Annotated in this window: 26 protein-coding genes; 24 read left to right on the forward strand and 2 right to left on the reverse strand. The window is 37.7% G+C overall.

All coding sequences use genetic code 11. From position 1 onward, the window contains the following. Positions 1 to 14 precede the first annotated feature (14 nt). From AC6UD1_RS04250 to trxA, 19 genes are all read left to right on the forward strand, one after another. The gene (locus AC6UD1_RS04250; RefSeq protein WP_500696878.1) at positions 15 to 1,253 is read left to right on the forward strand and encodes a competence/damage-inducible protein A; all 1,239 of its coding nucleotides are present in this window, start codon (positions 15 to 17) and stop codon (positions 1,251 to 1,253) included. A 139-nt stretch (positions 1,254 to 1,392) separates the two neighbouring features. Continuing rightward, positions 1,393 to 2,949, forward strand: coding sequence for a ribonuclease Y (gene rny / locus AC6UD1_RS04255; protein WP_500696083.1), 1,557 nt, complete (start codon positions 1,393 to 1,395; stop codon positions 2,947 to 2,949). Between the two features lie 83 nt (positions 2,950 to 3,032). Continuing rightward, a complete protein-coding gene (locus tag AC6UD1_RS04260) occupies positions 3,033 to 3,842 on the forward strand; it encodes a TIGR00282 family metallophosphoesterase (RefSeq protein WP_500707375.1) in 810 nt (269 codons plus the stop codon). 15 nt (positions 3,843 to 3,857) lie between these two features. After that, a complete protein-coding gene (gene mutS, locus AC6UD1_RS04265; protein WP_500707376.1) occupies positions 3,858 to 6,506 on the forward strand; it encodes a DNA mismatch repair protein MutS in 2,649 nt (882 codons plus the stop codon). A 12-nt stretch (positions 6,507 to 6,518) separates the two neighbouring features. Next, positions 6,519 to 8,435 carry a DNA mismatch repair endonuclease MutL gene (gene mutL, locus AC6UD1_RS04270; protein ID WP_500707377.1) on the forward strand — a complete coding sequence of 639 codons (1,917 nt, stop codon included), beginning with the start codon at positions 6,519 to 6,521 and terminating at the stop codon, positions 8,433 to 8,435. Positions 8,436 to 8,459: 24 nt separating this feature from the next. Next, positions 8,460 to 9,056, forward strand: coding sequence for a Holliday junction branch migration protein RuvA (gene ruvA, locus AC6UD1_RS04275; RefSeq protein WP_500694387.1), 597 nt, complete (start codon positions 8,460 to 8,462; stop codon positions 9,054 to 9,056). A gap of 15 nt (positions 9,057 to 9,071) precedes the next feature. Then, positions 9,072 to 10,085: a Holliday junction branch migration DNA helicase RuvB gene (ruvB, locus tag AC6UD1_RS04280; RefSeq protein ID WP_500706849.1), complete on the forward strand. Its 1,014-nt coding sequence runs from the start codon at positions 9,072 to 9,074 to the stop codon at positions 10,083 to 10,085. A 63-nt stretch (positions 10,086 to 10,148) separates the two neighbouring features. After that, positions 10,149 to 10,526 carry a preprotein translocase subunit YajC gene (gene yajC / locus AC6UD1_RS04285; protein ID WP_500706850.1) on the forward strand — a complete coding sequence of 126 codons (378 nt, stop codon included), beginning with the start codon at positions 10,149 to 10,151 and terminating at the stop codon, positions 10,524 to 10,526. A gap of 73 nt (positions 10,527 to 10,599) precedes the next feature. After that, a complete protein-coding gene (gene dinB / locus AC6UD1_RS04290; RefSeq protein WP_500701382.1) occupies positions 10,600 to 11,721 on the forward strand; it encodes a DNA polymerase IV in 1,122 nt (373 codons plus the stop codon). A 55-nt stretch (positions 11,722 to 11,776) separates the two neighbouring features. After that, positions 11,777 to 12,733 carry a DHH family phosphoesterase gene (locus tag AC6UD1_RS04295; RefSeq protein ID WP_500707378.1) on the forward strand — a complete coding sequence of 319 codons (957 nt, stop codon included), beginning with the start codon at positions 11,777 to 11,779 and terminating at the stop codon, positions 12,731 to 12,733. Next, entirely contained in the window at positions 12,733 to 14,094 is a 1,362-nt protein-coding gene (locus tag AC6UD1_RS04300; protein ID WP_500707379.1) for a DEAD/DEAH box helicase, read from the forward strand. Before AC6UD1_RS04295 ends, AC6UD1_RS04300 begins: the two co-directional genes overlap by 1 nt. Before the next feature lie 260 nt (positions 14,095 to 14,354). Beyond that, positions 14,355 to 17,006 carry an alanine--tRNA ligase gene (gene alaS / locus AC6UD1_RS04305; protein WP_500707380.1) on the forward strand — a complete coding sequence of 884 codons (2,652 nt, stop codon included), beginning with the start codon at positions 14,355 to 14,357 and terminating at the stop codon, positions 17,004 to 17,006. Positions 17,007 to 17,063: 57 nt separating this feature from the next. Next, on the forward strand, positions 17,064 to 17,342 hold the full coding sequence (locus AC6UD1_RS04310; RefSeq protein ID WP_500694394.1) for an IreB family regulatory phosphoprotein: 279 nt from the start codon (positions 17,064 to 17,066) through the stop codon (positions 17,340 to 17,342). 8 nt (positions 17,343 to 17,350) lie between these two features. After that, the gene (ruvX, locus tag AC6UD1_RS04315; RefSeq protein ID WP_500694427.1) at positions 17,351 to 17,776 is read left to right on the forward strand and encodes a Holliday junction resolvase RuvX; all 426 of its coding nucleotides are present in this window, start codon (positions 17,351 to 17,353) and stop codon (positions 17,774 to 17,776) included. Between the two features lie 19 nt (positions 17,777 to 17,795). Next, positions 17,796 to 18,104, forward strand: a complete 309-nt coding sequence (locus AC6UD1_RS04320) for a DUF1292 domain-containing protein (protein ID WP_500694395.1) — start codon at positions 17,796 to 17,798, stop codon at positions 18,102 to 18,104. 96 nt (positions 18,105 to 18,200) lie between these two features. Then, positions 18,201 to 18,455: a cell division protein ZapA gene (locus tag AC6UD1_RS04325; RefSeq protein WP_500694396.1), complete on the forward strand. Its 255-nt coding sequence runs from the start codon at positions 18,201 to 18,203 to the stop codon at positions 18,453 to 18,455. Then, positions 18,455 to 18,949, forward strand: a complete 495-nt coding sequence (locus tag AC6UD1_RS04330; protein ID WP_500696092.1) for a CvpA family protein — start codon at positions 18,455 to 18,457, stop codon at positions 18,947 to 18,949. Before AC6UD1_RS04325 ends, AC6UD1_RS04330 begins: the two co-directional genes overlap by 1 nt. Positions 18,950 to 18,963: 14 nt before the next feature. Continuing rightward, positions 18,964 to 21,324 carry an endonuclease MutS2 gene (locus AC6UD1_RS04335; protein ID WP_500707381.1) on the forward strand — a complete coding sequence of 787 codons (2,361 nt, stop codon included), beginning with the start codon at positions 18,964 to 18,966 and terminating at the stop codon, positions 21,322 to 21,324. A gap of 78 nt (positions 21,325 to 21,402) precedes the next feature. Further along, complete coding sequence (gene trxA, locus AC6UD1_RS04340; protein ID WP_500694399.1) at positions 21,403 to 21,723, forward strand: thioredoxin; 321 nt, start codon at positions 21,403 to 21,405, stop codon at positions 21,721 to 21,723. Between the two features lie 23 nt (positions 21,724 to 21,746). Here the strand turns inward: trxA and AC6UD1_RS04345 are convergent, their stop codons facing one another. After that, positions 21,747 to 22,217: a YslB family protein gene (locus AC6UD1_RS04345; protein WP_500694400.1), complete on the reverse strand. Its 471-nt coding sequence runs from the start codon at positions 22,215 to 22,217 to the stop codon at positions 21,747 to 21,749. Between the two features lie 136 nt (positions 22,218 to 22,353). On the opposite strand from AC6UD1_RS04345, the gene murI reads away from it, so the two are divergent. Continuing rightward, positions 22,354 to 23,163 (forward strand): glutamate racemase, encoded by an 810-nt coding sequence (murI, locus tag AC6UD1_RS04350; protein ID WP_500707382.1) that lies wholly within the window; start codon positions 22,354 to 22,356, stop codon positions 23,161 to 23,163. Next, a complete protein-coding gene (locus AC6UD1_RS04355) occupies positions 23,163 to 23,753 on the forward strand; it encodes an XTP/dITP diphosphatase (RefSeq protein WP_500696095.1) in 591 nt (196 codons plus the stop codon). Before murI ends, AC6UD1_RS04355 begins: the two co-directional genes overlap by 1 nt. A gap of 35 nt (positions 23,754 to 23,788) precedes the next feature. Here the strand turns inward: AC6UD1_RS04355 and AC6UD1_RS04360 are convergent, their stop codons facing one another. After that, positions 23,789 to 24,772, reverse strand: coding sequence for a mechanosensitive ion channel family protein (locus tag AC6UD1_RS04360; protein WP_500696097.1), 984 nt, complete (start codon positions 24,770 to 24,772; stop codon positions 23,789 to 23,791). Between the two features lie 139 nt (positions 24,773 to 24,911). Between AC6UD1_RS04360 and AC6UD1_RS04365 the strand changes: the two genes are divergently transcribed. The 3 genes from AC6UD1_RS04365 (at position 24,912) to ccpA (ending at position 26,933) form a co-directional block, all read left to right on the forward strand. Then, entirely contained in the window at positions 24,912 to 25,328 is a 417-nt protein-coding gene (locus AC6UD1_RS04365) for a DUF948 domain-containing protein (RefSeq protein WP_500696098.1), read from the forward strand. A 14-nt stretch (positions 25,329 to 25,342) separates the two neighbouring features. Then, complete coding sequence (locus AC6UD1_RS04370) at positions 25,343 to 25,795, forward strand: YtxH domain-containing protein (protein ID WP_500696099.1); 453 nt, start codon at positions 25,343 to 25,345, stop codon at positions 25,793 to 25,795. 136 nt (positions 25,796 to 25,931) lie between these two features. Beyond that, entirely contained in the window at positions 25,932 to 26,933 is a 1,002-nt protein-coding gene (ccpA, locus tag AC6UD1_RS04375) for a catabolite control protein A (protein ID WP_500694406.1), read from the forward strand. Positions 26,934 to 26,980: the final 47 nt, after the last annotated feature.

Consider the following 26,980-nt stretch of genomic DNA (forward strand, 5'->3'; position numbering starts at 1 on the left):
TTAGGAGTGGTTTGATGAATGCTGAGATAATATCAGTTGGGACGGAAATTCTCCTTGGTGAAATTACTGACACCAGTGCGCCCTTTATTGCGCGTCATCTGGCAAATTTAGGAATTGATGTTTACTTTCAAGACACCGTTGGAGATAATTACAAACGGTTAGAAGCTGTTATAAAGCTTGCTGAAAGTCGAAGCAACTTAGTGGTTTTAACAGGTGGGTTAGGTCCTACCGAAGATGACATTACTAAGATTGTGCTAGCTAAGCATTTGGGTCTTGGGTTAGATACTAATCAAAAAGCACTGGAAAAAATTAATCATTTTCATAAAAATTATCCAATGGAAAAGCCTCAAAATGCTGATATTCAAGCTGAATATATCCACGGTGCGACTGTATTACCAAACGATAATGGCTTTGCCGTTGGCATGTTTTTTACGACTAAGAACTGTGATTACTTGGTTTTACCTGGACCACCAGTTGAGATGCAACACATGTTTACTAAATATGCACTTCCAATTTTGACTAAATTAGCTAGTGGTAATCCCGTTATTGCTTCCAAAGTAATGCGTTTCTTTGGAATTGGTGAAACAGAACTTGAGGATCAATTAAAGCCCTTGATTTCTCATCAAACGAATCCAACTTTAGCAACGTACGCCAAGCGAAATGAAGTTACCCTAAGAATTACTGCGAGTGGAAAGAAAAAATCAGATGTCGATCATTTAATTGATGAAATGATCTTTAAAGTAAACTCAATTGTAGGGAAATATTTCTATGGTTTTGGTGATGATAACTCATTGGCTAAAGTAGCTGTTAATATCCTTAAAAAGAAAGCATTGTCGATCACTGCGGCAGAATCACTTACTGCTGGGATGTTTCAGAGTCGGCTTGGTGATGTCTCAGGTGTCTCTGAGGTTTTCCCAGGTGGATTTGTGACTTATTCGGTTAAAGTGAAAGAGGATGTCTTGCACATTCCAAGCGAAGTGATTGATAAGCATGGAGTGGTTTCATCTGAGACGGCTGTTTGGATGGCTAAAAATTCGAAAGCAATTCTCAATACTGACGTTTCGGTTTCTTTTACTGGAGTTGCTGGACCTGATGAATTGGAAGGACATCCTGCTGGGAATTTCTGGGTAGGAATTTCATTACCTGATGGTGAGGTTAAGACCCGTGAATTTAATTTTGGCAAGGATCGAAATGAAATTCGTGATTACGCTACAAAATGCGGTCTTAAAATGATTTATGATAATTTAAAGTGAAAATAGGAGGATATTGGTTCTCCTATTTTGTACATACTAGTTGACACTAATTTTTCTAAACTTTAGAATTAAGAAGTGAATAACGTTTATGCTAGTTATTTAAATAAATTTTTTATTAGTGATACGGAGGCATATGTAAATGATAGTTACAGTTGTTTCCGCTGTTATCGCTGTCGTTGTTGGTTTTTTGATTGGTCAGTTCACCTATAAGCAGGTATCTGAGAAGAAGTTAGATGCTGCTCATGAAAGTGCAAAAGATATCCTTTCTGATGCTGAAAAGCAAGCTGAAAACTCGCTTAAAGAAGCTAGTTTAGAGGCAAAAGAGAAGGGGAATGCTTATCGACTTCAAGTAGAAAAAGAGTTGAAAAAGCGTCGTCTTGAAGTTCAAAAACAAGAAGATCGTTTGTTGAAACGTGAAGAAACGCTTGATCGAAAGGATAGTGCGTTTGAGAAACGTGATAATTCTTTGGAACGGCAAGAAGAAAAACTTGAAAAAGAAAAGCAAGAACTGACAAAGAAACAACAAAAAGCAGATTCACTTATTGAAAAACGGCAACAGGAAGTTGCCAGAGTTTCTAATTTAACTAAAGAGGAAGCTCGTACGATGGTAATTGATGAGACTAAGCAAGAATTGGCTGATACCCGTGCTCAAATGATTAAAGAGAGTTACGATGCTGCTAAAGAAGCTTCTGCTAAGGATGCTAAAAACTTGATTGTTGAAGCACTTCAACAGAGTTCTGCTGATATTGTCTCAGAGACTACTGTGTCTGTAGTAACTTTACCCAATGATGATATGAAAGGTAGAATCATTGGACGTGAGGGTCGAAACATTAGAACCTTTGAATCATTGACTGGGATTGATCTAATTATTGATGATACTCCCAATGCGGTGGTTTTAAGTGGTTTTAATCCAGTTCGACGTGAAGTCGCCAAAATGGCACTTGAAAAGTTGATTAAAGACGGAAGGATTCATCCAGCACGTATTGAAGAAATGGTTGAGAAGAGTAAAAAAGAACTCGATGCTCAAATTCAAGAGACTGGGGAAAACGTTGTCTTTGATTTAGGGATTCATTCAATGAACCCTGATTTGATTAAATTAATTGGTCAATTGAAATATAAAATTTCATATGGACAAAATGTTTTATCACGCTCCATTCAAGTAGCAAAATTGGCGGGAGTGTTTGCTGCTGAGTTAGGTGAAGATGTTACATTAGCGAAAAGAGCGGGATTGTTGCGTGAGATTGGTCTGTCGTCAAATAGTGGAACTGATGTTTCATATGTTGATGCTGGGATTGATATTGCAAAGAAATATGGTGAGAGCCCAGAAGTAATTGATACAATTCAATTAGGTGGTCAAAAAAGTGAGCCACATTATATGATTTCAGAATTAGTTGATGTTGCCGATAAGATTTCAATGGCACGACCTGGTGCAAAGAGTGATTCACTTGAAAGCTTCGTTCATCGTTTAGATAAACTTGAAAAAATTAGTAATAGTTTTGACGAGGTTTCCAAGAGTTATGCAGTTCAGGCGGGTCGCGAAATTAGAGTGATTGCCAAACCCGAAAAGATTTCTGACACAGAAGCAATTGTACTTGCCAGAGATATTAAAGATAAGATTGAAAAGGAAATGAATCATCCTGGTCATGTCAAGGTAGATGTGATTCGGGAAGTCCGCTCAGTTGAATATGCCAAGTAAAAGATCAGAGATTATCCTGGTCTTTTTTATTTTGATTTATCAGTGTAAAATAAGGGTATTACAGTAGAAGATGGAGAGCGGATATGCGATTTTTATTTTTAGGTGACACGGTTGGCAATATTGGGGTGGCGACGGTAGAAAAATATCTACCCTTGCTAAAACATGACTTAAAACCACAGGCAACCATTGTGAATGGCGAAAATGCAACAAAGGTGGGACGTGGGATTAATCATGATCTTTATTTAAAAATTATGCATGCCGGAGCAGACGTGATTACTTTGGGGAATCATGCCTGGAATAATCCAGAAATTTTTGATTTTATTAATCAAACCCCAAATTTAATTCGTCCCCTTAACTATCCTGGAAAAGATGTCCCAGGAAAGGGCTACATAGAAATGAACGTTAATGGTAGTAAGGTAGCTGTGATTAATCTTCAAGGTCGCGTGTTTATGGATGAAATTGATGATCCATTTAGTAAAGTGGATGCGCTTCTTGATAAGCTACATACCAATGGGTTTAATATCATCTTTGTGGATTTTCATGCCGAAACTACTAGTGAAAAGAAGGCCATGGCGCTTCATTTGGATGGGAAAATCTCCGCATTAGTGGGTACCCATACCCACGTGCAGACTAGTGATGGGCAAATCTTACCAAGTGGGACGGCCTTTTTAACTGATGCAGGGATGACTGGACCAGATGATGGAGTGATTGGAATGAAGTTTGAACCCGTTATTAATAAGTTTATGACGGCACGCCCTAATCGTTTTGAGGTTCAAGAGACTGGCGCAGCAGTGTTGTCAGGTTGCTACATTGATGTCGATAACCAGTCTGGCAAAGCTAAAAAAATTAAGAATATTTTAATCAACAAGGATCACCCATATCAAGAATTTTAAAGAGGAGCGATGTTAATGGCAAAATCAAAACAAACTACGCCAATGATGCAACAATATCAAAAAGTTAAGGATCAATATCCTGATGCTTTTTTGTTTTATCGAATTGGCGATTTTTATGAATTGTTTAACGAGGATGCTATTAAGGGTGCGCAATTGTTGGAGTTAACTTTAACCAAACGAAGTAGGAAGTCAGATAATCCCATTCCGATGTGTGGCGTTCCTCATCAATCCGTTCAAAATTACATTGATACCTTAGTAGATAAGGGATACAAGGTAGCAATTTGTGAACAGATGGAAGACCCTCGGACTGCTAAGGGAATGGTAGATCGGGATGTTATTCAGCTAATTACGCCTGGAACTCAAACTGATGCCAATGCCGAAAATGCCAAGGTCAACAACTACTTAACCGCGGTTACTTATAATAAAGATGAGCATTCTTTTGGATTTTCTTACATTGATCTTTCTACAGGTGAGTTAAAGGTTAGCTTGTTAGCAAGCGATGAAGCTGTCTTAAACGAAGTGATTAATCTTAATTCAAAAGAGATTGTAGTTAACGACTCGATCGATGATAATTTGATTCATCAACTAAAGGAAATCGGTGTTCTTATTTCAAAAGAGAATCAAACTTCTGAGGTGGGGTCAAATGTCATTACTAATATTGATGATCCAACGCTAATTGACTCCCTTAAAATGTTATTAACTTATATTTCGGACACACAAAAGCGTAGTTTATCTCATATTCAACCAGCAGTTAGATATGAGCCAAGTTCTTTTTTGAAAATTGATCATAATTCGCAATATAATCTGGAACTAACTAAAAACATTAGGACTGGCAAAAAGAGTGGCACGTTGCTATGGATCGTTGACGATACTAAAACGGCAATGGGTGGTAGAAAACTTAAGCAATGGTTAGAGCGGCCGCTAATTAATCGGAAAGAGATTGAGCAACGCCAGAATCTAGTTGGGACGCTCTTAGATAATTATTATGAGCGGAGTGAGCTTTCCGACAATTTGATTAAAGTTTATGATTTAGAGCGACTTTCTGGACGAATTTCATTTGGCGGAGTAAACGGTAGAGACTTGATTCAGCTGGAGACTTCACTTGAACAAATTCCCAAAATTAAGCATGTTTTAAATGACCTAGATACTCCAGAGTTTGATGAAATTTATCAAAAACTCGATGATGTTAATGATGTGTATGAATTAATAAAAGACGCCATCGTTTCAGAACCCCCAATTTCTGTCACGGATGGTGGAGTCATTAGAAATGGTTATAATAAACAACTTGATCGGTATCGGGATGCCATGAAAAATGGTAAAAAATGGTTAGCTGATATGGAAGCTAAAGAGCGTCAGGAAACTGGGATCCATAACCTCAAGATTGGTTATAATCGAGTATTTGGCTACTATATTGAGGTATCGAAAGGTAATCTTGGTAAACTTGATGATAGTAGGTATGAACGTCTTCAAACACTTACCAATGCGGAACGTTTTTCAACACCGGAACTAAAGGAAAAAGAATCGATTATTTTAGAAGCAGAAGAGAAATCTAAAAGTTTAGAATATGAAATTTTTACACAGGTCAGAGATAAGATTAAAAAGCAGATTCCGCGAATTCAGAAATTAGCGAGTGGGATTTCACGTTTAGACGTTTTGCAGAGCTTTGCGACTATTTCTGAGAAGTATCAATTTGTAAAGCCCAAGTTTAATAATGGTCATGATTTGAACATTAAAGCAGGACGTCATCCCGTTGTGGAGCGTGTGATGGGGGCTCAAAGTTATGTTCCAAATGATGTGATAATGAATCCAGATATTTCTGAATTATTAATTACTGGTCCGAACATGTCCGGTAAAAGCACATACATGAGACAGCTAGCTCTAATTGTAATCCTGGCACAAATGGGGTGTTTTGTTCCAGCTGATGCAGCCGAGATGCCCATATTCGATCAAATTTTCACTCGGATTGGTGCTGCCGATGACCTTATTTCGGGTAAAAGTACGTTTATGGTGGAGATGAGGGAAGCCAATGAAGCCTTGAAACATGCCTCCGCTAATTCATTGATTTTGTTTGACGAAATTGGACGAGGAACTTCCACATATGATGGCATGGCACTTGCACAATCTATCATTGAGTATATTCATGATAATATTGGTGCTAAAACACTATTTTCGACTCATTACCATGAATTAACCGAATTAGATCAAGAGTTAAAACATTTAAAGAACGTTCACGTTGGGGCAGTTGAAAAAGATGGCAACCTAGTTTTTCTTCATAAAATTATGGATGGACCAGCCGATCGTTCCTATGGGATTAATGTTGCTAAGTTAGCTGGCCTTCCTGATCAGTTGTTGAAGCGGGCTAGCACGGTTCTTTTAAAGCTAGAAGATGATGAGCAACAAAAAAGTAATGATAATCATGCTACTCAAGCTCAAAGTTCCGTTCATAAGGATAACCCAGCATCTACCACGCCATCTAGTTCAATTGATTTAAATGATTCGGAACAAATGGCATTGTTTAAAGTGGATGATCCCAAAAGTGATAAGTCATTAGATAAAAATAAAAGTAAGATTATTGAGGACATTGAGAATACTGATCTTATGAGTAAGACTCCAATTCAGATTATGAATTTGGTGTATAAATGGAAAACTAAGTTAGAAAATTAAGGTGGTGATATTGTGTCCGACATTCATCAATTACCGACAATTCTTTCCGATCAAATTTCGGCTGGAGAAGTTGTTGAGAGGCCAGCATCGGTAGTTAAAGAACTAGTTGAAAATTCAATTGATGCCAGTAGTAGTAAAATTGACATTGAAGTGGTTGATTATGGCCTTAAAAAGATTAAGGTGATTGATAATGGATCTGGAATTGCTCCTGATCAAGTTGAGTTGGCGTTTCGACGTTTTGCTACGAGTAAAATTAATAATAAACGTGATTTGTTTCGAGTTAAATCATTAGGATTTCGTGGCGAAGCTTTGCCTAGTATTGCCTCTGTCTCTGATGTGGAAATGAGGACTTCGGATGGTAGAGAACAGGGGTCTGAAATTAAAATTCATGGTGGCAAGGTTGTAAAGGTGGAGCCATCACAGGCACGAAGAGGAACATCGGTCGTCGTTTCTGATCTGTTCTTTAATACCCCTAACCGGCTAAAATATTTAAAGGCACCATCTACGGAACTATCTAAGATATCTGATATTGTCAATCGATTGGCTCTTAGCCATCCTGAAATTGCTTTTTCTTTGACTCATAATGGTCGCGAACTCCTACGGACTTCGGGTCGAAACAACATGCAACAAGTCATTGCTGGAATCTATGGCAATCGAAGTATGAAGCAAATGATTCCGATTAGTGCTGAAAATCCGGACTTTAAATTAAGTGGGTACGTCAGCTTGCCAGAATTAACTAGAGCAAGCCGTAAATATACATCTGTGATCGTTAATGGGCGATTTATTCGTGACTTTGGCATTGATCACGCGATTATTGATGGGTACGGATCAAAACTGATGGTTGGAAGATATCCGATTGTCGTTTTAAGTATCGAGATGGATCCAACTTTAGTTGATGTTAATGTACATCCTTCAAAAGAGGAAATCAGAATCTCCAAAAAGAAGGAATTAAGTTCATTCGTCTCACAAACAATTTATGATGCTTTAGCAAAACAAAATCTGATTCCTGATGCTATGAATAACCAGACTTTAAAAAATGGGGTTGCACGTCATAACTCTACGGAAATTTCACTTAATTTAAATCAACTCTATGAAGATCAAAATACACAAAAAAGTTCGATTCCACAGGTTAGTAAGTCAGACTCGATGAAGTCAGTGGCTAATCACAATGCTTATCCAGCTCATCATCAGCCGATTATGATTTATCGAAAAAATGATTTAGATTCGAATTCCGCTCGTAAATTTAAAGCAAAGTACGAAAATGAAGTGGTCGACTTACCGTTTGGTGATAATCAGCAAAGTCTAAATTCGTCTCATGATTTTCCACAATTACGGTATGTTGGTCAAGTTCATGGTACGTACCTAATTGCTGAAAGTTCAGATGGGATGTATGTTGTTGATCAGCACGCTGCTCAAGAACGGATTAATTATGAATACTATCGAAGACAAGTTGGCAATGTGAGTGAAGACGAGCAGAAATTATTGGTTCCAATTGTTCTTGATTACACTTCCAGTGATGCTTTAATTATTTCAAATCATTTGGATCTTTTAGAGCAGAATGGAATCCATTTAGAGTCATTTGGGAAAAATAGTTTTGTCATTAGGCAGCATCCGGTTTGGTTTAAAGCTGGTCAGGAAGAAGATACCATTAAAGAAATGATTGACTGGGTTTTGAGTAACCAACAGCTTTCGATTGCACAGTTTAGAGAAAAAGCTGCCATCATGATGAGTTGTAAACGAGCAATTAAAGCTAATCATCATCTGGATAAGCGCCAGGCTCAGGCCTTGTTAGATAAATTACCACAGTGTGAGAATCCTTTTAATTGTCCCCATGGCCGCCCTGTTTTAGTTCATTTTTCTAATTCAGATCTGGAGACCATGTTTAAGCGAATTCAGGACCCGCATCAAAGTAGAGATGTGAATTTTTAATCCAATAGGAAATGAGTTGATTGTATGTATGAATACTTGTATGGGATGATTACGGATGTGACCCCCAAGTACATTGTTTTAGACGTTGATGGAGTTGGTTACTTAGTTTATGTAGCTAATCCCTATCACTATAGTACTGACCAACAGGTGCGAGTTTATATCCACCAGTCGGTTTCAGACAATGGGATTGCATTATATGGATTTATTTCGTTAGCGGATAAACAACTTTTTGAACAATTACTGAATGTTTCTGGAATTGGATCAAAAAGTGCCTTGGCAATTATGGCTGGTAATGACAGTAATGGTTTAATTAGTGCCATTAATGCTGGAAACATTAAGTATTTAACTAAATTTCCCGGAATTGGGAAAAAGACTGCCCAACAAATTGTGTTGGACCTAAAGGATAAGATTACATCTAATGACGTATTTGTTGGTAGTGTTTCGGTAAATGACGTTGAAGACACTGGAAATAAGCAGTTAGACGATGCATTGAGTGCATTACAAGCTCTTGGCTTTAAGCAACGTGAGGTTGATAAAGTTAAAACAAAACTACAGAAAATAGAAGCAGACTATACAACTGATCAATATATTAGTTCAGGTCTCAAACTATTGACTAAGTAGATTAGGAGGAAGTTAATGGCAGATGATCGAATAGTTTCTGGATCAAGTGATGATGAAAACGATGATTCTTTTGAAATGTCACTTCGCCCCCAAAGTTTTGATCAGTATATCGGTCAAGATGACTTAAAAAAGAAACTTAAGATTTACATTCAAGCTGCTAGGCAGCGAGAAGAATCACTTGATCATGTCTTATTGTATGGACCACCTGGTCTTGGGAAGACGACACTAGCAAACGTGATTGCAAATGAGATGGGCGTTGATATGAAGACAACCACTGGTCCCGCCATTGAAAAAAAAGGTGACTTGGTGGCTCTTTTAAACGAATTAAAACCCGGTGATATTCTTTTTATTGATGAAATTCATCGTCTACCTAAAGAAGTTGAAGAGATGTTATATTCCGCGATGGAAGACTACTATGTTGACATTATCATTGGAAATGACGATTCAACCAAGCATCCCGTTCACTTTGAATTACCACCGTTTACGCTGATCGGAGCTACCACAAGGGCTGGGTTGCTTGATTCACCATTTAGAGATCGGTTTGGTATTGTTGAACGGATGAATTACTATAACGATCGTGATTTAGAAAAGATTGTGAAACGTTCAGCTAAAATCTTTCATAGTAAGATTAAAGAAGATGGTGCTCACGAAATTGCGCTGCGCTCCAGAGGAACTCCTCGAGTTGCTAATCGATTGTTAAAACGGGTGAGAGATTTTGCACAGGTGGCCAATCATGATGAGATTGATGTTAATAGCGTTGATACCGCACTTAATGCTTTAGGCGTTGATAAGAACGGATTAGATCGAACTGATCTCAATTTGCTTTCAACGATGATCGACTTTTACGATGGTGGTCCAGTTGGATTAAATACCTTAGCCGCCAATATTGGCGAAGAATCAGAAACAATTTCTGAGATGTATGAACCATATTTGTTACAGATTGGATATCTCAAGCGGACTGCTCGAGGACGGATGGTAACAAGAGCTGGTTATAAACACTTGGGCCGAAAATATCCTGAAGCTAATTAAATTAATTGGAAATTTTATCGACAATTTGGTAAGCTATTGTTAAATAAAGAATGAGGTGAAAACATGCAGAACATATCACAATATGCTGGAATTATTGTATTAATTCTTTTGTTCGTTTTAATGTATTTTATGATGATCAGACCACAAAAGAAGCAACAACAAAAGCATCAAAACACTTTGAAAAACTTGCGTAAGGGTGATCATGTGGTTACCATTGGCAGACTTCATGGAATTGTTGATCAAATTAATAATGAAAAGCGAACGGTTACTTTAGACTGTGATGGTCTTTATTTAGTATTTGACCTCAACGCGATTGCAAGTGCAAGTCGTCCAGGAGAAGATAGTGCTTCAGATGATTCAAAAAAGAAGGATACTTCCAAAAAAGACGAATCAGAAAAAGCATCCGATGTAAGTAATAATTCAAATGATGACAACGCTTAATAAGAGGGTCGGATGAGTCCGATCTTTTTTATTGGATGAACAAGAACGTACGTTTGGGACAGAAGGTGAACTTTTGGAAGAATCAATTCAAATCAATCATTCACGTCGGATTTTACATGTTGATATGGATGCTTTTTTTGCCTCAATTGAGCAACGTGAGCATCCTGAATTTGTTGATCAACCACTCATTATTTCTAAAGATCCAAGGACGACTGGTGGTCGTGGAGTAGTGACCACTGCTAATTACCCAGCGAGAAAGTTTGGCGTTCATTCAGCAATGCCTGCTAGTAAAGCACTTGAACTTTGTCCTAAGGGAATTTTTAAGGCACCCGAATTTGAATTGTATCGAAGCGTCTCGCATCAAATTCATGCGATTTTTCATGAATATACCGACCGAATTGAAACCGTTGCGCTTGATGAGGCTTACCTTGACATCTCAGATAACAAAAAGGGAATTGATAATCCGGTACTGATTGCTCATTTGATTCAAAGTGAAATATGGGAAAAGACTCATCTAACTTCTTCCACCGGGATTTCTTACAATAAGTTTTTGGCCAAGGAGGCTTCTGATTACCGGAAACCTGCTGGAGTTTCTGTGATCGATGTGGAAGATAGTCACGAATTTTTGATGAAACTTCCCATTGAACGTTATCGGGGTGTTGGAAAAAAGACGCTTCAAAAAATGCAACGATTAAACATCCAAAATGGTTATGATTTATACCAACAATCAGAGATGGATCTTATCAAGAATTTTGGTAAGTTTGGTTATTTTTTGTATCGTCGAGTTCGCGGATCCGATGATCGACCGGTTGAGTATCAAAGAGAGCGCAAATCAATTGGAAAAGAAAGAACTTATGGTCCTGAGTTAAAAAGCCGACAAGAAGTGGAATCACAACTCCATAAGATTTCTGAGATGGTGGAGCAGTCATTAAATCAGCATGAGAAACATGGAAAAGTTTTAGTCTTAAAGGTCAGGTACAGTGACTTTACTACGTTAACCAAAAGAGTTTCGTGGAATGATTTTATGGAAAACGATGCCAGTCTTTTTTATGATTTGGCAATGGAGCTTTTTGATTTGCTTCCTGATGCCACTAATGGTGTTAGATTGTTGGGAATAACACTTACTAGTCTCTCAGACTTAGGGTTTCAAAACGTTAAGCTTCCCTTGTATTCAGATCCTCACTTTGAATTATAGTGTTTGTGGGTTATACTTAACTGTTAAATAATTAAGATTATTAGAGGCTATTTTAATGAATACAAAGCAGCAAATTAACGAAAAAATCAAGGAATATCCGACGATTATTATTCACAGACATCAGAGTCCTGATCCAGATGCGGTTGGTTCTCAAATTGGGTTGGCTAGCATTATTAAGGCATCTTATCCGAATAAAAAGGTTTTGACCGTTGGAAAACAGTATCCAGGCTTTGATTGGTTAGGAAAAGTTACGAAAGCAAGTGACGATGATTACAAGAATGCTTTAGTGATTGTGGTTGATACTGCTAACCAGCCGCGAATTGATGATGATCGTTATACAAAGGGAAAATATTTAATTAAAATTGATCATCATCCAAATGACGATCAATTTGGGGATTTGATGTGGGTTGAACCAGAAGCATCAAGTACTTCCGAATTAATTTATGATTTATTTGCTGCTAATGATGATTTAAAGATGACAGATGATGCAGCTCGTTTATTGTATGCTGGAATCATCGGAGATACCGGTAGGTTTAAGTATTCATCGACTTCATCGCATACGTTTGAGGTGGCAGGCAAATTAGACCAGTACGATTTTTCGATTACCGACGTGGCCCAAATTGAAGATGAAATTGATACTGCCCAAGCTCGTTTGGCTGCTTATGTATACAATAATTTGAAAATTGACGACAATGGGGCTGCATATGTAGTTTTGAATAATGAAGTAATTAAGGACCTCAACTTAGGTGATGATAGTACGTCATCAGTGGTTCCGTTGCCCGGTAATATTGGCACTGTGGTTTCTTGGGCGATTTTTGTCCAACAAAAAGAAGGAAATTATCGCATTCGATTGCGTTCTAAAGGACCATCCATTAACGAATTGGCTAAAGAACACAACGGTGGTGGTCATGCGCTTGCAAGTGGAGCTAAAGCTGCTGATGAGGATGAGATTAAACAAGTTGTTAAGCAGCTAGGAGAAATTGTGAAACAGTACAAAAAGGAGAACAATTAATGGGAGCTTCATTTAAAGATTATCATTTTCAACCCTTCATTAGTGATGCCATTCAGGACCTGGGATTTCATAATCCTACTCCAATTCAAACTAAAGTAATTCCAACCATTAAACATGGAAAAAGTGTGATTGGTAAGTCTGCTACTGGTAGTGGAAAAACTCATGCCTTTCTTTTGCCCATTTTTGATGGTTTAGATCTTAATAAAGAAGATGTTCAGGTTGTCATTACAACCCCCAGTAGGGAATTAGCATATCAAATTTATGACAATGCAAAACAAATTGCTAAATTCTCTGATAAAACCATTCACATTGGAAATTATGTCGGAGGAACTGATAAGGAACGCCAAGTTTCAAAGCTTGAGCATGAACAACCTCAGATAGTGATTGGCACTCCGGGTCGCATCTGGGATCTTGTTAAAAATGGTGATCTTGAAATCCATCGTGCTCGTCAACTAGTAATTGATGAAGCCGATATGACTCTAGACTTGGGTTTTTTAGATACAATTGACAAGATTGCTTCTAAAATGGCCGCGGATTTACAGATGATGGTGTTTTCTGCCACTGTTCCACCAAAGTTAAGGCCATTTCTAAAAAAGTACATGAAAAATCCGGTCATGGATGATATTCCCACCAAAACGGTTATCAATCAGGATGTTTCTAACTGGTTGATTTCGACTAAGGGAAAAGATAAAAATGATTTAATTTATCAGCTGATCACGATGGGTGAGCCGTATTTGGTACTTATTTTTGCGAATACGCGTGAGCGGGTAGATGAGATCTATGATTATCTAAAACAACGTGGATTAAAAGTTGCTGAAATCCATGGAGGAATGCAACCGCGAGTTAGAAAGCGGGTTATGAAGCAGATTCAAAACCTTGATTATCAATTCGTGGTGGCGTCTGATCTAGCGTCCCGTGGAATTGATATTTCAGGAGTTTCTCATGTTATTAATGATGATATTCCAACTGATCTAGAATATTTTATACACCGAGTTGGAAGAACCGGTCGAAATGGGATGAAAGGGACTGCCATCACTCTATATGCACCAGGTGAAGAACAAAAGATCTCTGAATTGGAGAAAATGGGGATTAAATTTACTCCTAAAGAAATTAAACATGGAGAAGTAGTTGATACTTATGATAGAAGACGGCGAGCTAAACGTCGTGAGCCCCAAAATAAATTGGATCCTACTATGATTGGTTTGATTAAGAAAAAGAAGAAAAACGTTAAACCAGGATACAAAAAGAAGATTCGCCGTGCTATTAAGCAAAAAAGTGATGAAGACCGTAAAATCGAGATCAGAAATCAAATTCGAGCCCGCAAGAAGCAAAAAAAGCGTAGCTCGCAGCGTTATCAGTAAGAGTCTAATTGACAGTAGTTTATTTTCTGGATATAATTTAAATTAGTTGGATATGTCAAATTAGTGAAGTACTACAGGAAGGTTTGAAAAATGAAAACAGACCGTACTTAGTTATTTTGATGCTACCAAACAGTAGATCGTTTCCCACGTTATAGGGACTAAAGAGGTAATGACAACATCGTTGCAAGTAAAGTGGTACCGCGTCCCGGCGTCTTTGCTAGCAAGGGTGTTTTTTATTTTTTATTATTATGGAGGATATCATGAAAAAGCTCAGCAGTAGTCAAGTTCGTCAAATGTTTCTTGATTTTTTCAAAGAGAAGGGTCATACCGTGGAACCAAGTGCCTCACTAGTCCCAAAGGATGATCCCACTTTACTTTGGATTAATTCTGGGGTTGCCACCATGAAAAAGTATTTTGATGGTTCAGAAGTTCCAAGTAATCCACGATTAACTAGTTCGCAGAAGAGTATTAGAACTAATGATATTGAGAACGTTGGTAAAACGGCAAGACACCAAACTCTGTTTGAGATGCTTGGTGATTTTTCGGTTGGTGATTATTTTAAAAAAGAAGTCATTCCGTGGGCATACGAGTTATTGACTAGTCCGAAGTGGTTTGGATGGGATCCAAATAATTTATACGTCACCGTTTATCCTGATGACAAAGAAACAAAGGAATTATGGGAAAAGGTTGGGATTGCGCCTGATCATATTGTTGAAGCAAAGGACAATTTTTGGGACATTGGTCAAGGTCCCTCAGGTCCTGATTCGGAAATTTTTTATGATCGGGGTGAAAAGTACGATAACTTGGCACCTGATGATCCCGAAAATTATCCTGGCGGTGAAAACGAGCGATATTTGGAAGTTTGGAATATTGTGTTTTCTCAGTTTAATCACACGCCTGAAGGAACCTATGAGCCACTTCCAAGAAAAAACATTGATACTGGAATGGGACTTGAACGGGTTGTATCAATTTTCCAAGATGCACCAACGAACTTTGAAACCGATTTATTTATGCCAATTATCAAGAAAACTGAGGAATTAAGTGATGGTAAGAAGTATGATGGTAATCGGAAAGATGACATCCCCTTTAAGGTCATTGCTGATCACATTCGGGCAATTACCTTTGCCATTGGTGATGGGGCCCTTCCCTCAAATGAAGGACGAGGTTATGTCATTAGACGCCTGATTAGACGGGCAACTGTTAATGGACACGAATTAGGTATTAATGATGCCTTTTTGTATAAACTAGTTCCTGTTGTTGGTCAAATTATGCAATCTTACTATCCAGATGTTCTTGAGCAGAGTGATTATATTCAAAAGATTGTTAAAAATGAGGAAGAGCGTTTTAACACCACGCTAAGCGATGGCTTGCAACTGCTTAATAACCTTATTTCTGAGACTAAGACCAATTCTAAAAAAGAAATTTCTGGTAAAGATGCCTTTAAACTCTACGATACTTATGGTTTTCCCCTTGAACTTACCAAGGAATATGCTGGTAATGAAGGGGTTAAAGTGGATGAAACTGGTTTTGATGTTGAAATGCAAAAGCAACAAGACCGGGCTAGAAACGCTCGTGGGTCGAAGAAATCGATGAAAGTTCAACGAGATTTGTTACTTGATATTAAAACTCCTAGTGAATACGTGGGATACGATCGACTAACCGTTGATGCTGCTAAACTTAATGATATTATTTTTGATGAAAAGCTGGCAAATCAGATCACGCCGGACCAAAAAGAAGCTGAATTAATTTTCGATAAAACACCATTCTATGCTGAAATGGGTGGTCAAGTAGCCGATAGTGGTAAGATTTATAACCAAAATGGTGACGAAGTGGCTGAAGTTGAGGATGTCCAAAAAGCTCCAAATGGTCAAAATCTTCATACTGTTAAAATTACCGGTGATATGAAGAAAGGTGAGAAGTACAAGTTAGTTGTTGACCGCAATTTCCATGATCGGGTTGAGAATAACCATACGGCAACTCATCTATTAGATCAGTCACTAAGAAATGTTCTTGGTGGTCATACGCAACAAGCTGGCTCACTAGTTCGTCCTGATTATCTTCGTTTTGACTTTACCCATTTTGGTCAAGTCACTGACGCTGAACTGCAAAAAGTTGAGAACATGGTTAATCAAAAGATTTTTGCTGCCATTCCCGTTCAAACCGTTGTGACCGACCAAAAAACCGGAAAAGAAATGGGCGCTATTGCACTTTTTGACGCAAAGTATGGCGATGAAGTTCGAGTAGTAAAGATTGATGATTTTTCAATTGAGTTTTGTGGTGGCGATCATGTTAAAAATACCAGTCAGTTGGGATTATTTAAGATTGTCTCTGAGACCGGAGTTGGATCTGGAGTCAGAAGAATTGAAGCTGTTACCTCTAAAGATGCTTTTAATCTTTTAAATGATGAGGAACGAATGTTAAAGGAAATTGGAAAGACAGTTAAGTCGCCAACAACCGATGAAATTCCCGGCCGTGTTAAACAATTACAAGGTCAAATTAAGGATTTGGAAAGTCGACAAGAATCACTTGAAACTAAGCTAGCTAACCAGGAAGCCGCAGACATTTTTGATGATGTTCAGGACGTTAACGGAGTCACTTTGATTGCAGGACACTTAAAAAATGCTAATATGAGTCAACTAAGAGAATTAGCTGATACCTGGAGAGATAAAAACGCTTCAGACGTTCTTGTTCTTGGGACTGGTACTGATGACAAAGCTAATTTATTAGTTGCAGTTAGTGAGGATCAAGTGAAGGCTGGAATTAAAGCTGGTGATTTAATTAAATCAATTTCTAAAAATATCAACGGTGGTGGAGGCGGTCGTCCTAACATGGCCCAAGCTGGTGGTAAAAATCCAGCTGGTATTGATGATGCTTTAAAAGCTGCCAAGACCTGGATTAAGGAACATAAGTAATAGTTGTTATTTGAAAATTAGTCGTGTATTATCTTTTTTGTAGGGGAGGGATCTATGATGGAGCACAAACAAGAAAACATTTCATTATTTAAAGACAAGTCGAATCTAGATATTCATAAGACGCTGGCGACTGTTTACCAAGCCTTAATTGAAAAGGGATATGATCCTTATGTTCAATTAGTTGGTTATTTAACATCTGGCGATCCAGCATATCTTCCAAAATTGAATAATGCGCGGACGCTAATGTGTCATTACGATCGAGAAGAAATAATTGATGTGCTTTTACATTCATATTTGAAGGGTAGAACACCATCAATGGATGGGACGTCAGATTAGTGAGATTAATGGGATTAGATGTTGGATCGAGAACCGTTGGTGTAGCCATGAGCGATGCTTTAGGGTGGACATCTCAAGGAATCGAAATCGTTAAAATCAACGAAGATGAAAAAGAGTTTGGGTTAAAACGAATGAAGGAATTAATCCAGAAATATGATGTCAAAGGCGTTGTCATTGGACTACCTAAGAATATGAATAATACTTCTGGTCCAAGAGTAGAAGCTTCGAAAAATTATGGGGATTTGATAAAGAAAAATTTTAATCTGCCAGTTGATTTTGAAGATGAACGACTTACCACTGTTGAAGCTGAACGAATGCTGATTGAACAAGCTGATGTTTCAAGAGCAAAACGAAAAAAAGTTATTGATAAGGTTGCGGCTGAATTGATTTTACAGAGTTACCTTGATCGTAAGGGTAAGTTATGTAATTTCTAATTAGAAAAGAGGAACTAATATGAGTAAAGAAAACGAGAACAACCAACAAGAACAAGTTACGCTTGTCGATGAAGATGGAAAAGAAAGTTTGTATAATATTTTATTTACCTTCTCATCTGATGATTACAATCGTTCCTATATTTTTATTTATCCAGCAACAGATGATGATAACGATGAAGTAGATATTGAGGCTTATGCATTGCCAAAGGATGATGATCCTGCTAATCCAAGTGGTGGAGAATTAGAACCAATTGAAGATGACAATGAGTGGGAAATGGTTCAAGAAATGCTTGATACATTCCTGCAATCAGGACAAGATCAAAAATAATTAAATAATTAAGTGATGCTGGAAATCCAGCATCCTTTTTTTAATTAATTTAAAGGATTTTCATGATAAAATGGAAGCATTGCGGGAGGTTTTACTTTGGCTGGTAAAAATAGATTTAAAACTAAAATTGGTGGGAAGGAATATACTTTTATTGGGGATGCTTCAGATGAACACATGGAAACAACTGCGCGTATCTTAAACAATCAGTTGGCACAGTTAAAAAACATCTCCAAGGGTGTAAGTGATGAAGATGCTGCCATTTTAATTGCGTTTAATGCAATTTCTGATCAATTAAAAAAACAATTAGAACTTGATAAGATTAACAATAAAGCGGAGGATGACGAAGACTAATGTTATTTACAATTATCATCATAATTATACTAATCTTTTCGATTGTCCATGGTTATCATCGTGGCCTGGTAAATGAGTTATTCAGCTTTATTAGTTATTTGATTGCTGCAATAATTGCGTTTGTTTATGTGATTCCGGTTGCTGATTTTTTAAGAACCGTCTCTAATATGATTTTAGCGACCCATGCTTACAGCAATACTGGCTTCTGGCGGGGACTATCATTTTTGGTAACTTTTGTAGTAGTGGCGGTTATTTTAAGATGGGTTTCACATCTATTGAATCGAATTGTTTCTTTGCCAGTGTTAAGACAACTGAATTCACTCTTGGGTGCGGTTGTTGGCGTAATCATTAGTTTGTTAGTGATAATGTTAATACTTGATGGATTATTATTGACTAACAATAATTGGGTAAATACTGAATATCAAAATTCAACCGTCTCACAGATGATCACGATGGATTCTCCACACTTATTTAATCAAATGATAAATCGGTAAAATGGGATGAAAAAATGAACGAAAAAGTACTTGATACATTAGAATATAACAGAGTGAAGCAGTTGCTGGGTCAATTTCTAACCACTGAAAATGGATCAAGAGAATTAAAACAATTAAGGCCAAGTAGTGATTATGATGTAGTCTCTCACTCATTGGATGAGTCAGATGACGGCTCACATATTTATCGCCTAAACAAAATGATCCCAGTTCCTAGGTTAAATGACATTACTCCATACGTGAAACGATTAGCGCTTAATGCCGATTTAAACGGTACTGAGTTGGCTCAAGTTAGTGCGGTTTTACTTGCAAGTGTGCGGGTTAAAACTTTCTTTGATAATTTAGCGGATGATAAAATTAATTTGAACGTTTTGTACGATGAAGCCAAGAACTTTAATGATCTTCCGGAAGTTTCAAAACGACTTGAGACGTCAATTGACGAAGATGGACGAGTGTTAGATTCGGCATCTAATCAGTTGCGTTCCATTAGAAGAGAAATCGCGCGCTTAGAAGCTAATATCAAAACTACCATGAATAAGTTTATCCATGGCAAGCAATCGAAATATTTGAGTGAGCCAATCATCACGGTTCGAGATGGTCGTTATGTTATTCCAGTTAAGGCAGAAGACAAACAAAAATTTGGTGGAATCGTTCATGATCAAAGTACAAGTGGATTGACTTTGTACATTGAACCTCAAAGTGTAGTCTCATCTAATAACGATCTGAGAAGATCACAACTAGATGAGCGCAAAGAGATTCATAAAATTTTGGGTGAATTATCCGACATGATTAGACCTTATCAAGAGGAACTCATGGAAAATGCTTCTAAATTAGGCCATTTTGACTTGATCAATGCTAAAGCCAAGTTTGCAGATCAGATGAATGCAACTAAGCCAAGTGTTTCAAGGGATAATCATGTTAATTTAAAAAATGTCAGGCATCCGTTAATTGACCAGCAAAAAGTTGTTGGAAATGATATTTCAATTGGATCTGATTTTCGACAAATTATTATTACTGGTCCGAACACGGGTGGTAAGACGATTACCATCAAAACGCTTGGGATAAATCAGTTAATGGCCCAATCTGGAATTTTTGTAATGGCAAATGAAGGTAGTCAAATTGGTGTTTTTGATAATGTGTTTGCTGACATTGGGGATGAACAGTCGATTGAGGCTAATCTTAGTACCTTCTCGTCTCATATGGATAATTTGATTGACATTTTAAAACACATTACTAAGAGAAGCTTAATTTTAATTGATGAACTAGGTGCTGGAACGGATCCTAAAGAAGGAGCGGCATTAGCTATGTCGATTCTAGATAAAATCAGTGAATCAGGTAGTGAAGTGTTGGCCACCACTCATTATCCAGAACTGAAAGTGTATGGCTACAATCGGCCCGAAACGATCAACGCCTCAATGGAATTTGATGAGAAGACCCTTGAGCCAACATATCGACTATTGATGGGAGTTCCAGGGCAAAGTAATGCTTTAAACATTGCTAAGCGTCTGGGATTGGATGAGTCGATCATTTCTGAAGCTAGTTCACTAATGGATTCTAATAGTCAAGATATTAATAAAATGATTAAGCAACTAACAAAACAGACTAAAGCTGCCGATGAACGTGCCCGTAAGCTCAAGGTGGAACTGGCAGATAATGAACAATTGCACGCTAGGTTAGACGAGCAACTCACTAAGTTTAATAATAATAAAGATACGATGGTTAATGATGCCAAGCGTCAGGCCAATCAAATTGTTTCAAAAACAAGACGAGAAGCTAACGAAATTATTAATCATCTTCATCACCTTCAACGTCAAAGTAAACAATCAGTCAAAGAAAATGAATTAATTGATGCTAAGGGAAAGATCAATTCTCTTGAACAGCATCCAGAACTTAAACATAATCGTGTTTTGAAACGAGAAAAAGCAAAGCATAACTTTAAAGAGGGTGATGACGTACTGGTTAAGTCTTATGGGCAAAGGGGTGTTCTGCTTAATAAGATTGGTAGAGATAATTGGGAAGTGCAACTTGGAATTTTAAAGATGAAAGTTTCCGAGTCTGACCTTGAAAAGGTTCAAAAAGAGACTTCAAAGCCGAAAAAGCACACGCCTAGTGTGCGGCGAACGCGTTCAAGTGGGATTTCACCAACCCTTGATTTACGTGGTGAAAGATATGAATCAGCCATGCAACAACTAGATCGTTACATTGATTCCGCTCTTTTGGCTGGTTATCCATCCGTTACCATTATTCATGGGAAAGGAACCGGAGCTCTACGTAAGGGAGTCATAAATTATCTAAAACGCAATCGCCGCGTTAAGGAATTTGGTTTTTCACCAGCAAATGCTGGTGGGGACGGCTCAACTGTCGTCAAGTTTAAGTAGATTGTATGCAACTTAGTTGCATTTGAATCAATACGTGTTTATACTTACTCATAGTAAGAAGTTAAGGAGGCAAATGTTATGGTTAATGAAACTAATGATGCAAACTTTAAAGAAGACACTGCCGATGGGATTTCAGTTGTTGATTTTTGGGCACCATGGTGTGGCCCATGTAAGATGCAATCACCAGTAGTTGAAGACTTGTCTGAGGATCCTGAGGTAGCAGATAAGGTTAAATTCTTTAAAATGAATGTTGATGATAATCCAAACACTTCACGTGAATTTGGGATTATGAGTATTCCAACTTTGATGGTGCTTAAGGATGGCAAGGTTATCGACCAAATTGTCGGCTTTCATTCAAAGGATCAGTTAAAGAAATTGTTGTCTGCATATACAGCATAAAAAAAGAGCCAAATGGCTCTTTTTTATTTTGCGATGATAATTGGTTTAAAATCACTAGGATTGTTGACCGGAGCATTGGGATCAGAAACAACTATAAAGTTCACACTGTTTAATTTAATGGTTGCTTCGCATTCGGTTGCGATTTGATCGATCTGCTGTTTCGTTTGTGCTAAAAATCCAGCTTCAAGCATAAAATCGGGATCCTTGTTCAGCTTTAATCTGGTTTCGACTTCTGGTCCAGCTAATTTCCAGTTGATTTTTTTGAGACTTTCCTTTTTAAGTTCTAGATTACCAAACTGACTTTGTTTAAAGAATACTTGAAGATCATCATTTGATGCTAGTGGGAACTTAGTGGCAAGATCCTTGCCAGCCCAGTATAAGATGTCGTGAATATCTTGATCCAACAAATCTGGTAAAAGACTATCTCTTAAAAGTTCGATTCCCCAAAAGGGTGAATCAGAATGTTCTTTGCGAAACTTTTCGTATTTATTCATATCAGAGTCCTCTTCCAAAAAGATACTTTACAAATAACATTTTATCATAGAACACCGTGAAATAAAGGAGAAAGGCAACTTGAACTAAATTTAAAAAAACGCCATAATTAGATTTGAAGTTAATAGGAGGGATAATATGAAATCATCACCAGTAGCTTATATGGATTCTGGAATTGGTGGAATGACAGTTGCAAAAGTGGCACTTTCAAAATTACCACATGAAAACATGATTTATCTTGGAGACGAAGCTCGACTTCCTTACGGCGAAAAAACCGTAGATGAGGTTCGCAAGTACTCAGCTGAGATCGGGAGTTTTTTTGTTGATCAAGGCGCTAAGATGATGGTGATTGCTTGTAATACTGCCACGGCAGCAGCTCTTTCGTATTTAAGAAAGATCCTTCCAATTCCTGTGATTGGAGTTATTGAACCGGGAAGCTTAGCTGCAGTTAAGAAAACTAAAAATCAAAAAATTGGTGTAATTGCGACCAAAGGTACGGTTGCTAGTCACTCTTATCAAGATACAATTAAAGGCATTGATCCTAATATCACTGTGAAAGAAGTGGCGTGTCCGGATTTTATTCCGCTTGTTGAAAGTGGTGATTATCAAAGTTTGACCGCTAAAAAGACGATTATTGAAGGTTTGAAACCGTTTAAGGATAGTGGGATTGATACGTTAGTATTAGGTTGTACTCATTTTCCAATTATTGCGAGTTTAATTGCGGATGTAATGGGCCCCGATGTTACTTTGGTTAATCCTGGATACGAAACGGTTAATGCTGTTAAAAATGAATTAAAGCAAAAGGGTGAACTAGCAAACGTGAAATCGCCTAGTGATCGTTTTTACACCACTGCCGATGTTGAAAGATTTGATAAAGTGGGTAAAAACTGGTTGCATACTGATATTGATGCTAAGTTGATTCCTGTTAAACAATTGGAGAAATACTGATGAAAAATAATCAAATTGTTCTTGCCTCAAAAAATCCTGGTAAAATCAATGAGTTTTCGGAGATGCTTTCAAAATTAGGCTTAACCGTGAAGTCAATTAATGATTTTGAAGATGTTCCACCGATTGATGAGAATGGTTCAACCTTTGAAGAGAATGCAAGTATTAAAGCCAGGGTCGTCTCTGACTACTTAAATTTGCCGGTGTTAGCTGATGATTCAGGTTTGGTGGTTAATGCTTTAGGTGGAGCGCCCGGAGTTCACTCAGCGCGTTATGCTGGCGATCATAATGATGAGGCTAATAAAGCTAAATTGTTAAAGAACATGGCGGGTCAAAAGGATCGTTCCGCCCATTTTAATACAACACTGATTGTGAGAAGACCGGATGGTAAACAACTAGTGGTTGTGGGAAGAGTTAACGGTCAGATTGTAGAAACTCCAAAAGGGACAAATGGATTTGGTTATGATCCTCTCTTTTATCTTCCTGACGTTGGTAAAACTTTGGCGGAGTTAACGGACGCCCAAAAGAATCACTACAGCGCTCGTGGCAATGCTTTGCGTAAGTTAACTAGTGTAATTGAAGATTGGTGGTAAAAAAGAGCCTATCACGATTAGTGATAGGCTCTTTTTTAGTTTGTGCTTTGTGGTGGTTCTGGCACCACTAAAGGTGAAAGTGGAAGATTAATTCCGGCCTTATTAATAGCAGTCAGGTATGCTCCTAGATATTCAGCGTTAACGTCGAATTCACGTTCATTCTTAGTGTGTAAGAAAACGGAGATTGCAAGCGAGCCATCTTGTAAGAAGTTAGTCCCGAAGATGACTGGTTTACCAACAATGTCAGGGTCATTGGGACACTTTTCTTCGTTAACTTTAGCAATGATATCTTCGACCTTGTGGATTGGGGTTTCAGGAGTAATTCGAATATTGATGATGGTCATCATTTCTCCACGGGAAAGGTTGGAAACGGTGGTGATACTACGATTAGGGATGAAATTTAAAGTTCCATTGATACTTGTGATTTGAGTCGTGCGAAGCCCAACGGCTTTAACGTACCCCTCAATATTGTTAATAATAACGCGTTCCCCCACGTCGATTTGATGTTCAGCTAGGATAAAAAAGCCACTAACAATATCACTGACGAATCCTTGTGCTCCAAGTCCAATTGCTAAACTGAAGATTCCGGCTCCTGCGAGTAACGTTCCAACTGGGATTCCAATCATTGACAATAGTGAATATAACCAGAAGAAAACGACGGTGTAGTAGTAAATGTTGGTGGTAAGGGTGTACATCGTTTTATTTCGTCTGGCAGCAATGGGTTCTGACGTTCCGGTTATTTTGGGCAATTTATCCTGTTTTTGCGAGATATCATTTTGACGTTTGTTAAAATAGTGTTTAATAAATCTTCTTCCAACTCTTATTATAATTAAGAATAAAATTGAAACTAAGATAATGCTGATAATCTTGGTAGTAAGATTAGAGAATATTTTAGCCCAGTCAAAACTTCTAAAATACTTAGTTAAAAACGATGGATTTGCTACGTTTTCAACGGATCCTGATTTAAGGGCTGATGAAGCGTTAGCTCCGTTAGCCACTAATTGGATAAATATGTTCATAATGTCCTCCGCTCCTAATTTTTCGATTATCAACATTTTAACAGAGACGAGACCCAAATAAAATTAAGCTTTTTAAATTGTCATATGGGTTAGATAATGCTATTCTAAATGGAGAAGAAGCCATTAGGAGGATAATTAAATGGGGATTGGTGAGTTAGCAGCGCTAATTGCTGCAATTGCTTTTTTAGTATTAGTTGTATTTTTATGCTTGTTTTTGGTCCGTTTATCAAAAACGGTTAAAGACTTAAGTGAAAATGTTGATAGTCTTACTAATGATGCAAATCATATTAGCAAAGAGTGTGAGCAGATTATGGTGATTTCAAATACATTGTTAAATAACGTTAACTCAAAGTTGGATCAAGTCGACCCAGTTTTTCAGGCGGCTGCTGATTTAGGTGTTAGTGTTTCAGACTTAAATGAAGCAACCAGAACTGCAACTGAAAAAGTTAGATCAAAGAGTGGTTTGTTAGCCAAGACTTCGGCTTTGACTTTTGCTGGTAAAATGATTGGTAGATTATTCTCCAAACGCGACAAAAATTCTGAAGGAACAAATTAAGGGGTGGATTGGTTATGAATTTTAAAAAGGGAATGCTTTTAGGATCAGTAATCGGCGGAACTGCTGCATTTGTAGCATACAAACTATTAGATGAATCGAGAAAGCGTGAGATCAAAGACTTTCTTCTTGATACCACTGAAGATGTTAAAGATCGTGCACTAGATTACGTTTATTACGCAAATGACACTGCTGAAGACCTTAAGGATCTTGCTTCAGATAAGATGGATGATGCTAAAGACTCAGTGCAAAAAGTAAATGAATCACTGGGGGATAAGTTATCTGATTTGCAAGAGGCTGTTAATTCATTAAGGGCGAACGTTGATGAACATCCTGCTCCTAGAAATGAATTAGATGATCTTGCTAAAGAAAAAGAATCTGATGACATTGTGATTGATCCTGATGATGCCTTTAGTGATCAAGATCGAGCAGAAACAATTTATCCAATTCACGAACATCACGAAAAGTAATTTATTTACCCAAATCGGACGGTAGTCCGGTTTTTTTTGCCTCAAAATGTAACCGATTTCACTTGAATGAGTTCTTTTACTTTGATATATTTATAATAATTAATGGTCTAGTAGTACATAATAGGAGAAACCAAATTTGAAAAAACAAAATGTGACAATTTATGATGTAGCTCGTGAAGCCAATGTTTCAATGGCAACTGTCTCAAGGGTAGTAAATGGGAATCAGAATGTGAAAGATGCTACCAAACAAAAGGTTTTGAGTGTCATTGATAAACTTGACTATCGACCTAACGCAGTTGCTAGGGGACTAGCAAGCAAAAAGTCAACGACGGTTGGAGTTATTATCCCCAACGTTACCAATACCTATTTTGCTTCGCTTGCACGCGGGATTGACGATATAGCAACGATGTATAAGTACAATATTATCTTGACTAATTCGGATGGGAACAATCAGCGTGAACTCACTTCAATGAATACATTGCAAGCCAAGCAAGTTGATGGAATTGTATTTATGGGAAATGAAATTTCTGATGAACTTCGGACTGAATTTAAAAAGTCACACGCCCCAGTTGTTTTGGCAGGTTCAGTTGATGCTAGTGGTAAGATTCCTAGTGTGAACATTGATTATCGCCAAGCCGTGTATTCCGAGGTTACCCATTTGATTAGTAACGGGAACGATCGTATTGCTTTTATCTCCGGACCCTTAAACCGATCGATTAATAAAGATTTCAGGTTAAAAGGGTATAAAGACGCGCTTTCAGATGCTGGAATTCCGTTTGAGAAAGCATTATTATTTGAGACCGATGTAAGCTATTCTGGTGGATATGCTTTAAGAGAGCAACTAAAAAAGAATGAAGTAACTGCGGCAATTGTTACCGATGATGATATGGCTGCTGGGGTGATGAACTCAATGACCGATGACGGTGTCAGTGTTCCCGGGGAATTTGAACTGGCCACTAGTAATGATACTAAACTGACTGAGATGACTAGACCAACTATGTCAACTATTACTCAGCCGCTTTATGATGTTGGAGCTGTTGCCATGCGACTCTTAACCAAGTTGATGAATAATGAAGAAATTGATGAAAACAAGGTCTTTTTACCCTTTGGATTAAAGAAGCGTGAATCGACCAAATAGAACTATGCTTGATACTAAGGCCACAAATTGATATAATTGTAGAGTTA

Source organism: Fructilactobacillus sp. X8R1C1 (assembly GCF_059900945.1).

What these genes read in the sequence shown, in the direction of transcription:
- ruvX (WP_500694427.1), top strand. Translation starts at nt 17,351, where the DNA reads ATGGGATTAGATGTTGGATCGAGAACCGTTGGTGTAGCCATGAGCGAT.
- AC6UD1_RS04360 (WP_500696097.1), bottom strand. Translation starts at nt 24,772, where the DNA reads ATGAACATATTTATCCAATTAGTGGCTAACGGAGCTAACGCTTCATCA.
- AC6UD1_RS04260 (WP_500707375.1), top strand. Translation starts at nt 3,033, where the DNA reads ATGCGATTTTTATTTTTAGGTGACACGGTTGGCAATATTGGGGTGGCG.
- AC6UD1_RS04345 (WP_500694400.1), bottom strand. Translation starts at nt 22,217, where the DNA reads ATGAATAAATACGAAAAGTTTCGCAAAGAACATTCTGATTCACCCTTT.
- ruvA (WP_500694387.1), top strand. Translation starts at nt 8,460, where the DNA reads ATGTATGAATACTTGTATGGGATGATTACGGATGTGACCCCCAAGTAC.
- yajC (WP_500706850.1), top strand. Translation starts at nt 10,149, where the DNA reads ATGCAGAACATATCACAATATGCTGGAATTATTGTATTAATTCTTTTG.
- rny (WP_500696083.1), top strand. Translation starts at nt 1,393, where the DNA reads ATGATAGTTACAGTTGTTTCCGCTGTTATCGCTGTCGTTGTTGGTTTT.
- AC6UD1_RS04370 (WP_500696099.1), top strand. Translation starts at nt 25,343, where the DNA reads ATGAATTTTAAAAAGGGAATGCTTTTAGGATCAGTAATCGGCGGAACT.
- murI (WP_500707382.1), top strand. Translation starts at nt 22,354, where the DNA reads ATGAAATCATCACCAGTAGCTTATATGGATTCTGGAATTGGTGGAATG.
- AC6UD1_RS04355 (WP_500696095.1), top strand. Translation starts at nt 23,163, where the DNA reads ATGAAAAATAATCAAATTGTTCTTGCCTCAAAAAATCCTGGTAAAATC.
- AC6UD1_RS04330 (WP_500696092.1), top strand. Translation starts at nt 18,455, where the DNA reads ATGTTATTTACAATTATCATCATAATTATACTAATCTTTTCGATTGTC.
- AC6UD1_RS04250 (WP_500696878.1), top strand. Translation starts at nt 15, where the DNA reads ATGAATGCTGAGATAATATCAGTTGGGACGGAAATTCTCCTTGGTGAA.
- AC6UD1_RS04365 (WP_500696098.1), top strand. Translation starts at nt 24,912, where the DNA reads ATGGGGATTGGTGAGTTAGCAGCGCTAATTGCTGCAATTGCTTTTTTA.
- AC6UD1_RS04335 (WP_500707381.1), top strand. Translation starts at nt 18,964, where the DNA reads ATGAACGAAAAAGTACTTGATACATTAGAATATAACAGAGTGAAGCAG.
- AC6UD1_RS04310 (WP_500694394.1), top strand. Translation starts at nt 17,064, where the DNA reads ATGGAGCACAAACAAGAAAACATTTCATTATTTAAAGACAAGTCGAAT.
- mutS (WP_500707376.1), top strand. Translation starts at nt 3,858, where the DNA reads ATGGCAAAATCAAAACAAACTACGCCAATGATGCAACAATATCAAAAA.
- ruvB (WP_500706849.1), top strand. Translation starts at nt 9,072, where the DNA reads ATGGCAGATGATCGAATAGTTTCTGGATCAAGTGATGATGAAAACGAT.
- AC6UD1_RS04295 (WP_500707378.1), top strand. Translation starts at nt 11,777, where the DNA reads ATGAATACAAAGCAGCAAATTAACGAAAAAATCAAGGAATATCCGACG.
- alaS (WP_500707380.1), top strand. Translation starts at nt 14,355, where the DNA reads ATGAAAAAGCTCAGCAGTAGTCAAGTTCGTCAAATGTTTCTTGATTTT.
- AC6UD1_RS04320 (WP_500694395.1), top strand. Translation starts at nt 17,796, where the DNA reads ATGAGTAAAGAAAACGAGAACAACCAACAAGAACAAGTTACGCTTGTC.
- trxA (WP_500694399.1), top strand. Translation starts at nt 21,403, where the DNA reads ATGGTTAATGAAACTAATGATGCAAACTTTAAAGAAGACACTGCCGAT.
- AC6UD1_RS04300 (WP_500707379.1), top strand. Translation starts at nt 12,733, where the DNA reads ATGGGAGCTTCATTTAAAGATTATCATTTTCAACCCTTCATTAGTGAT.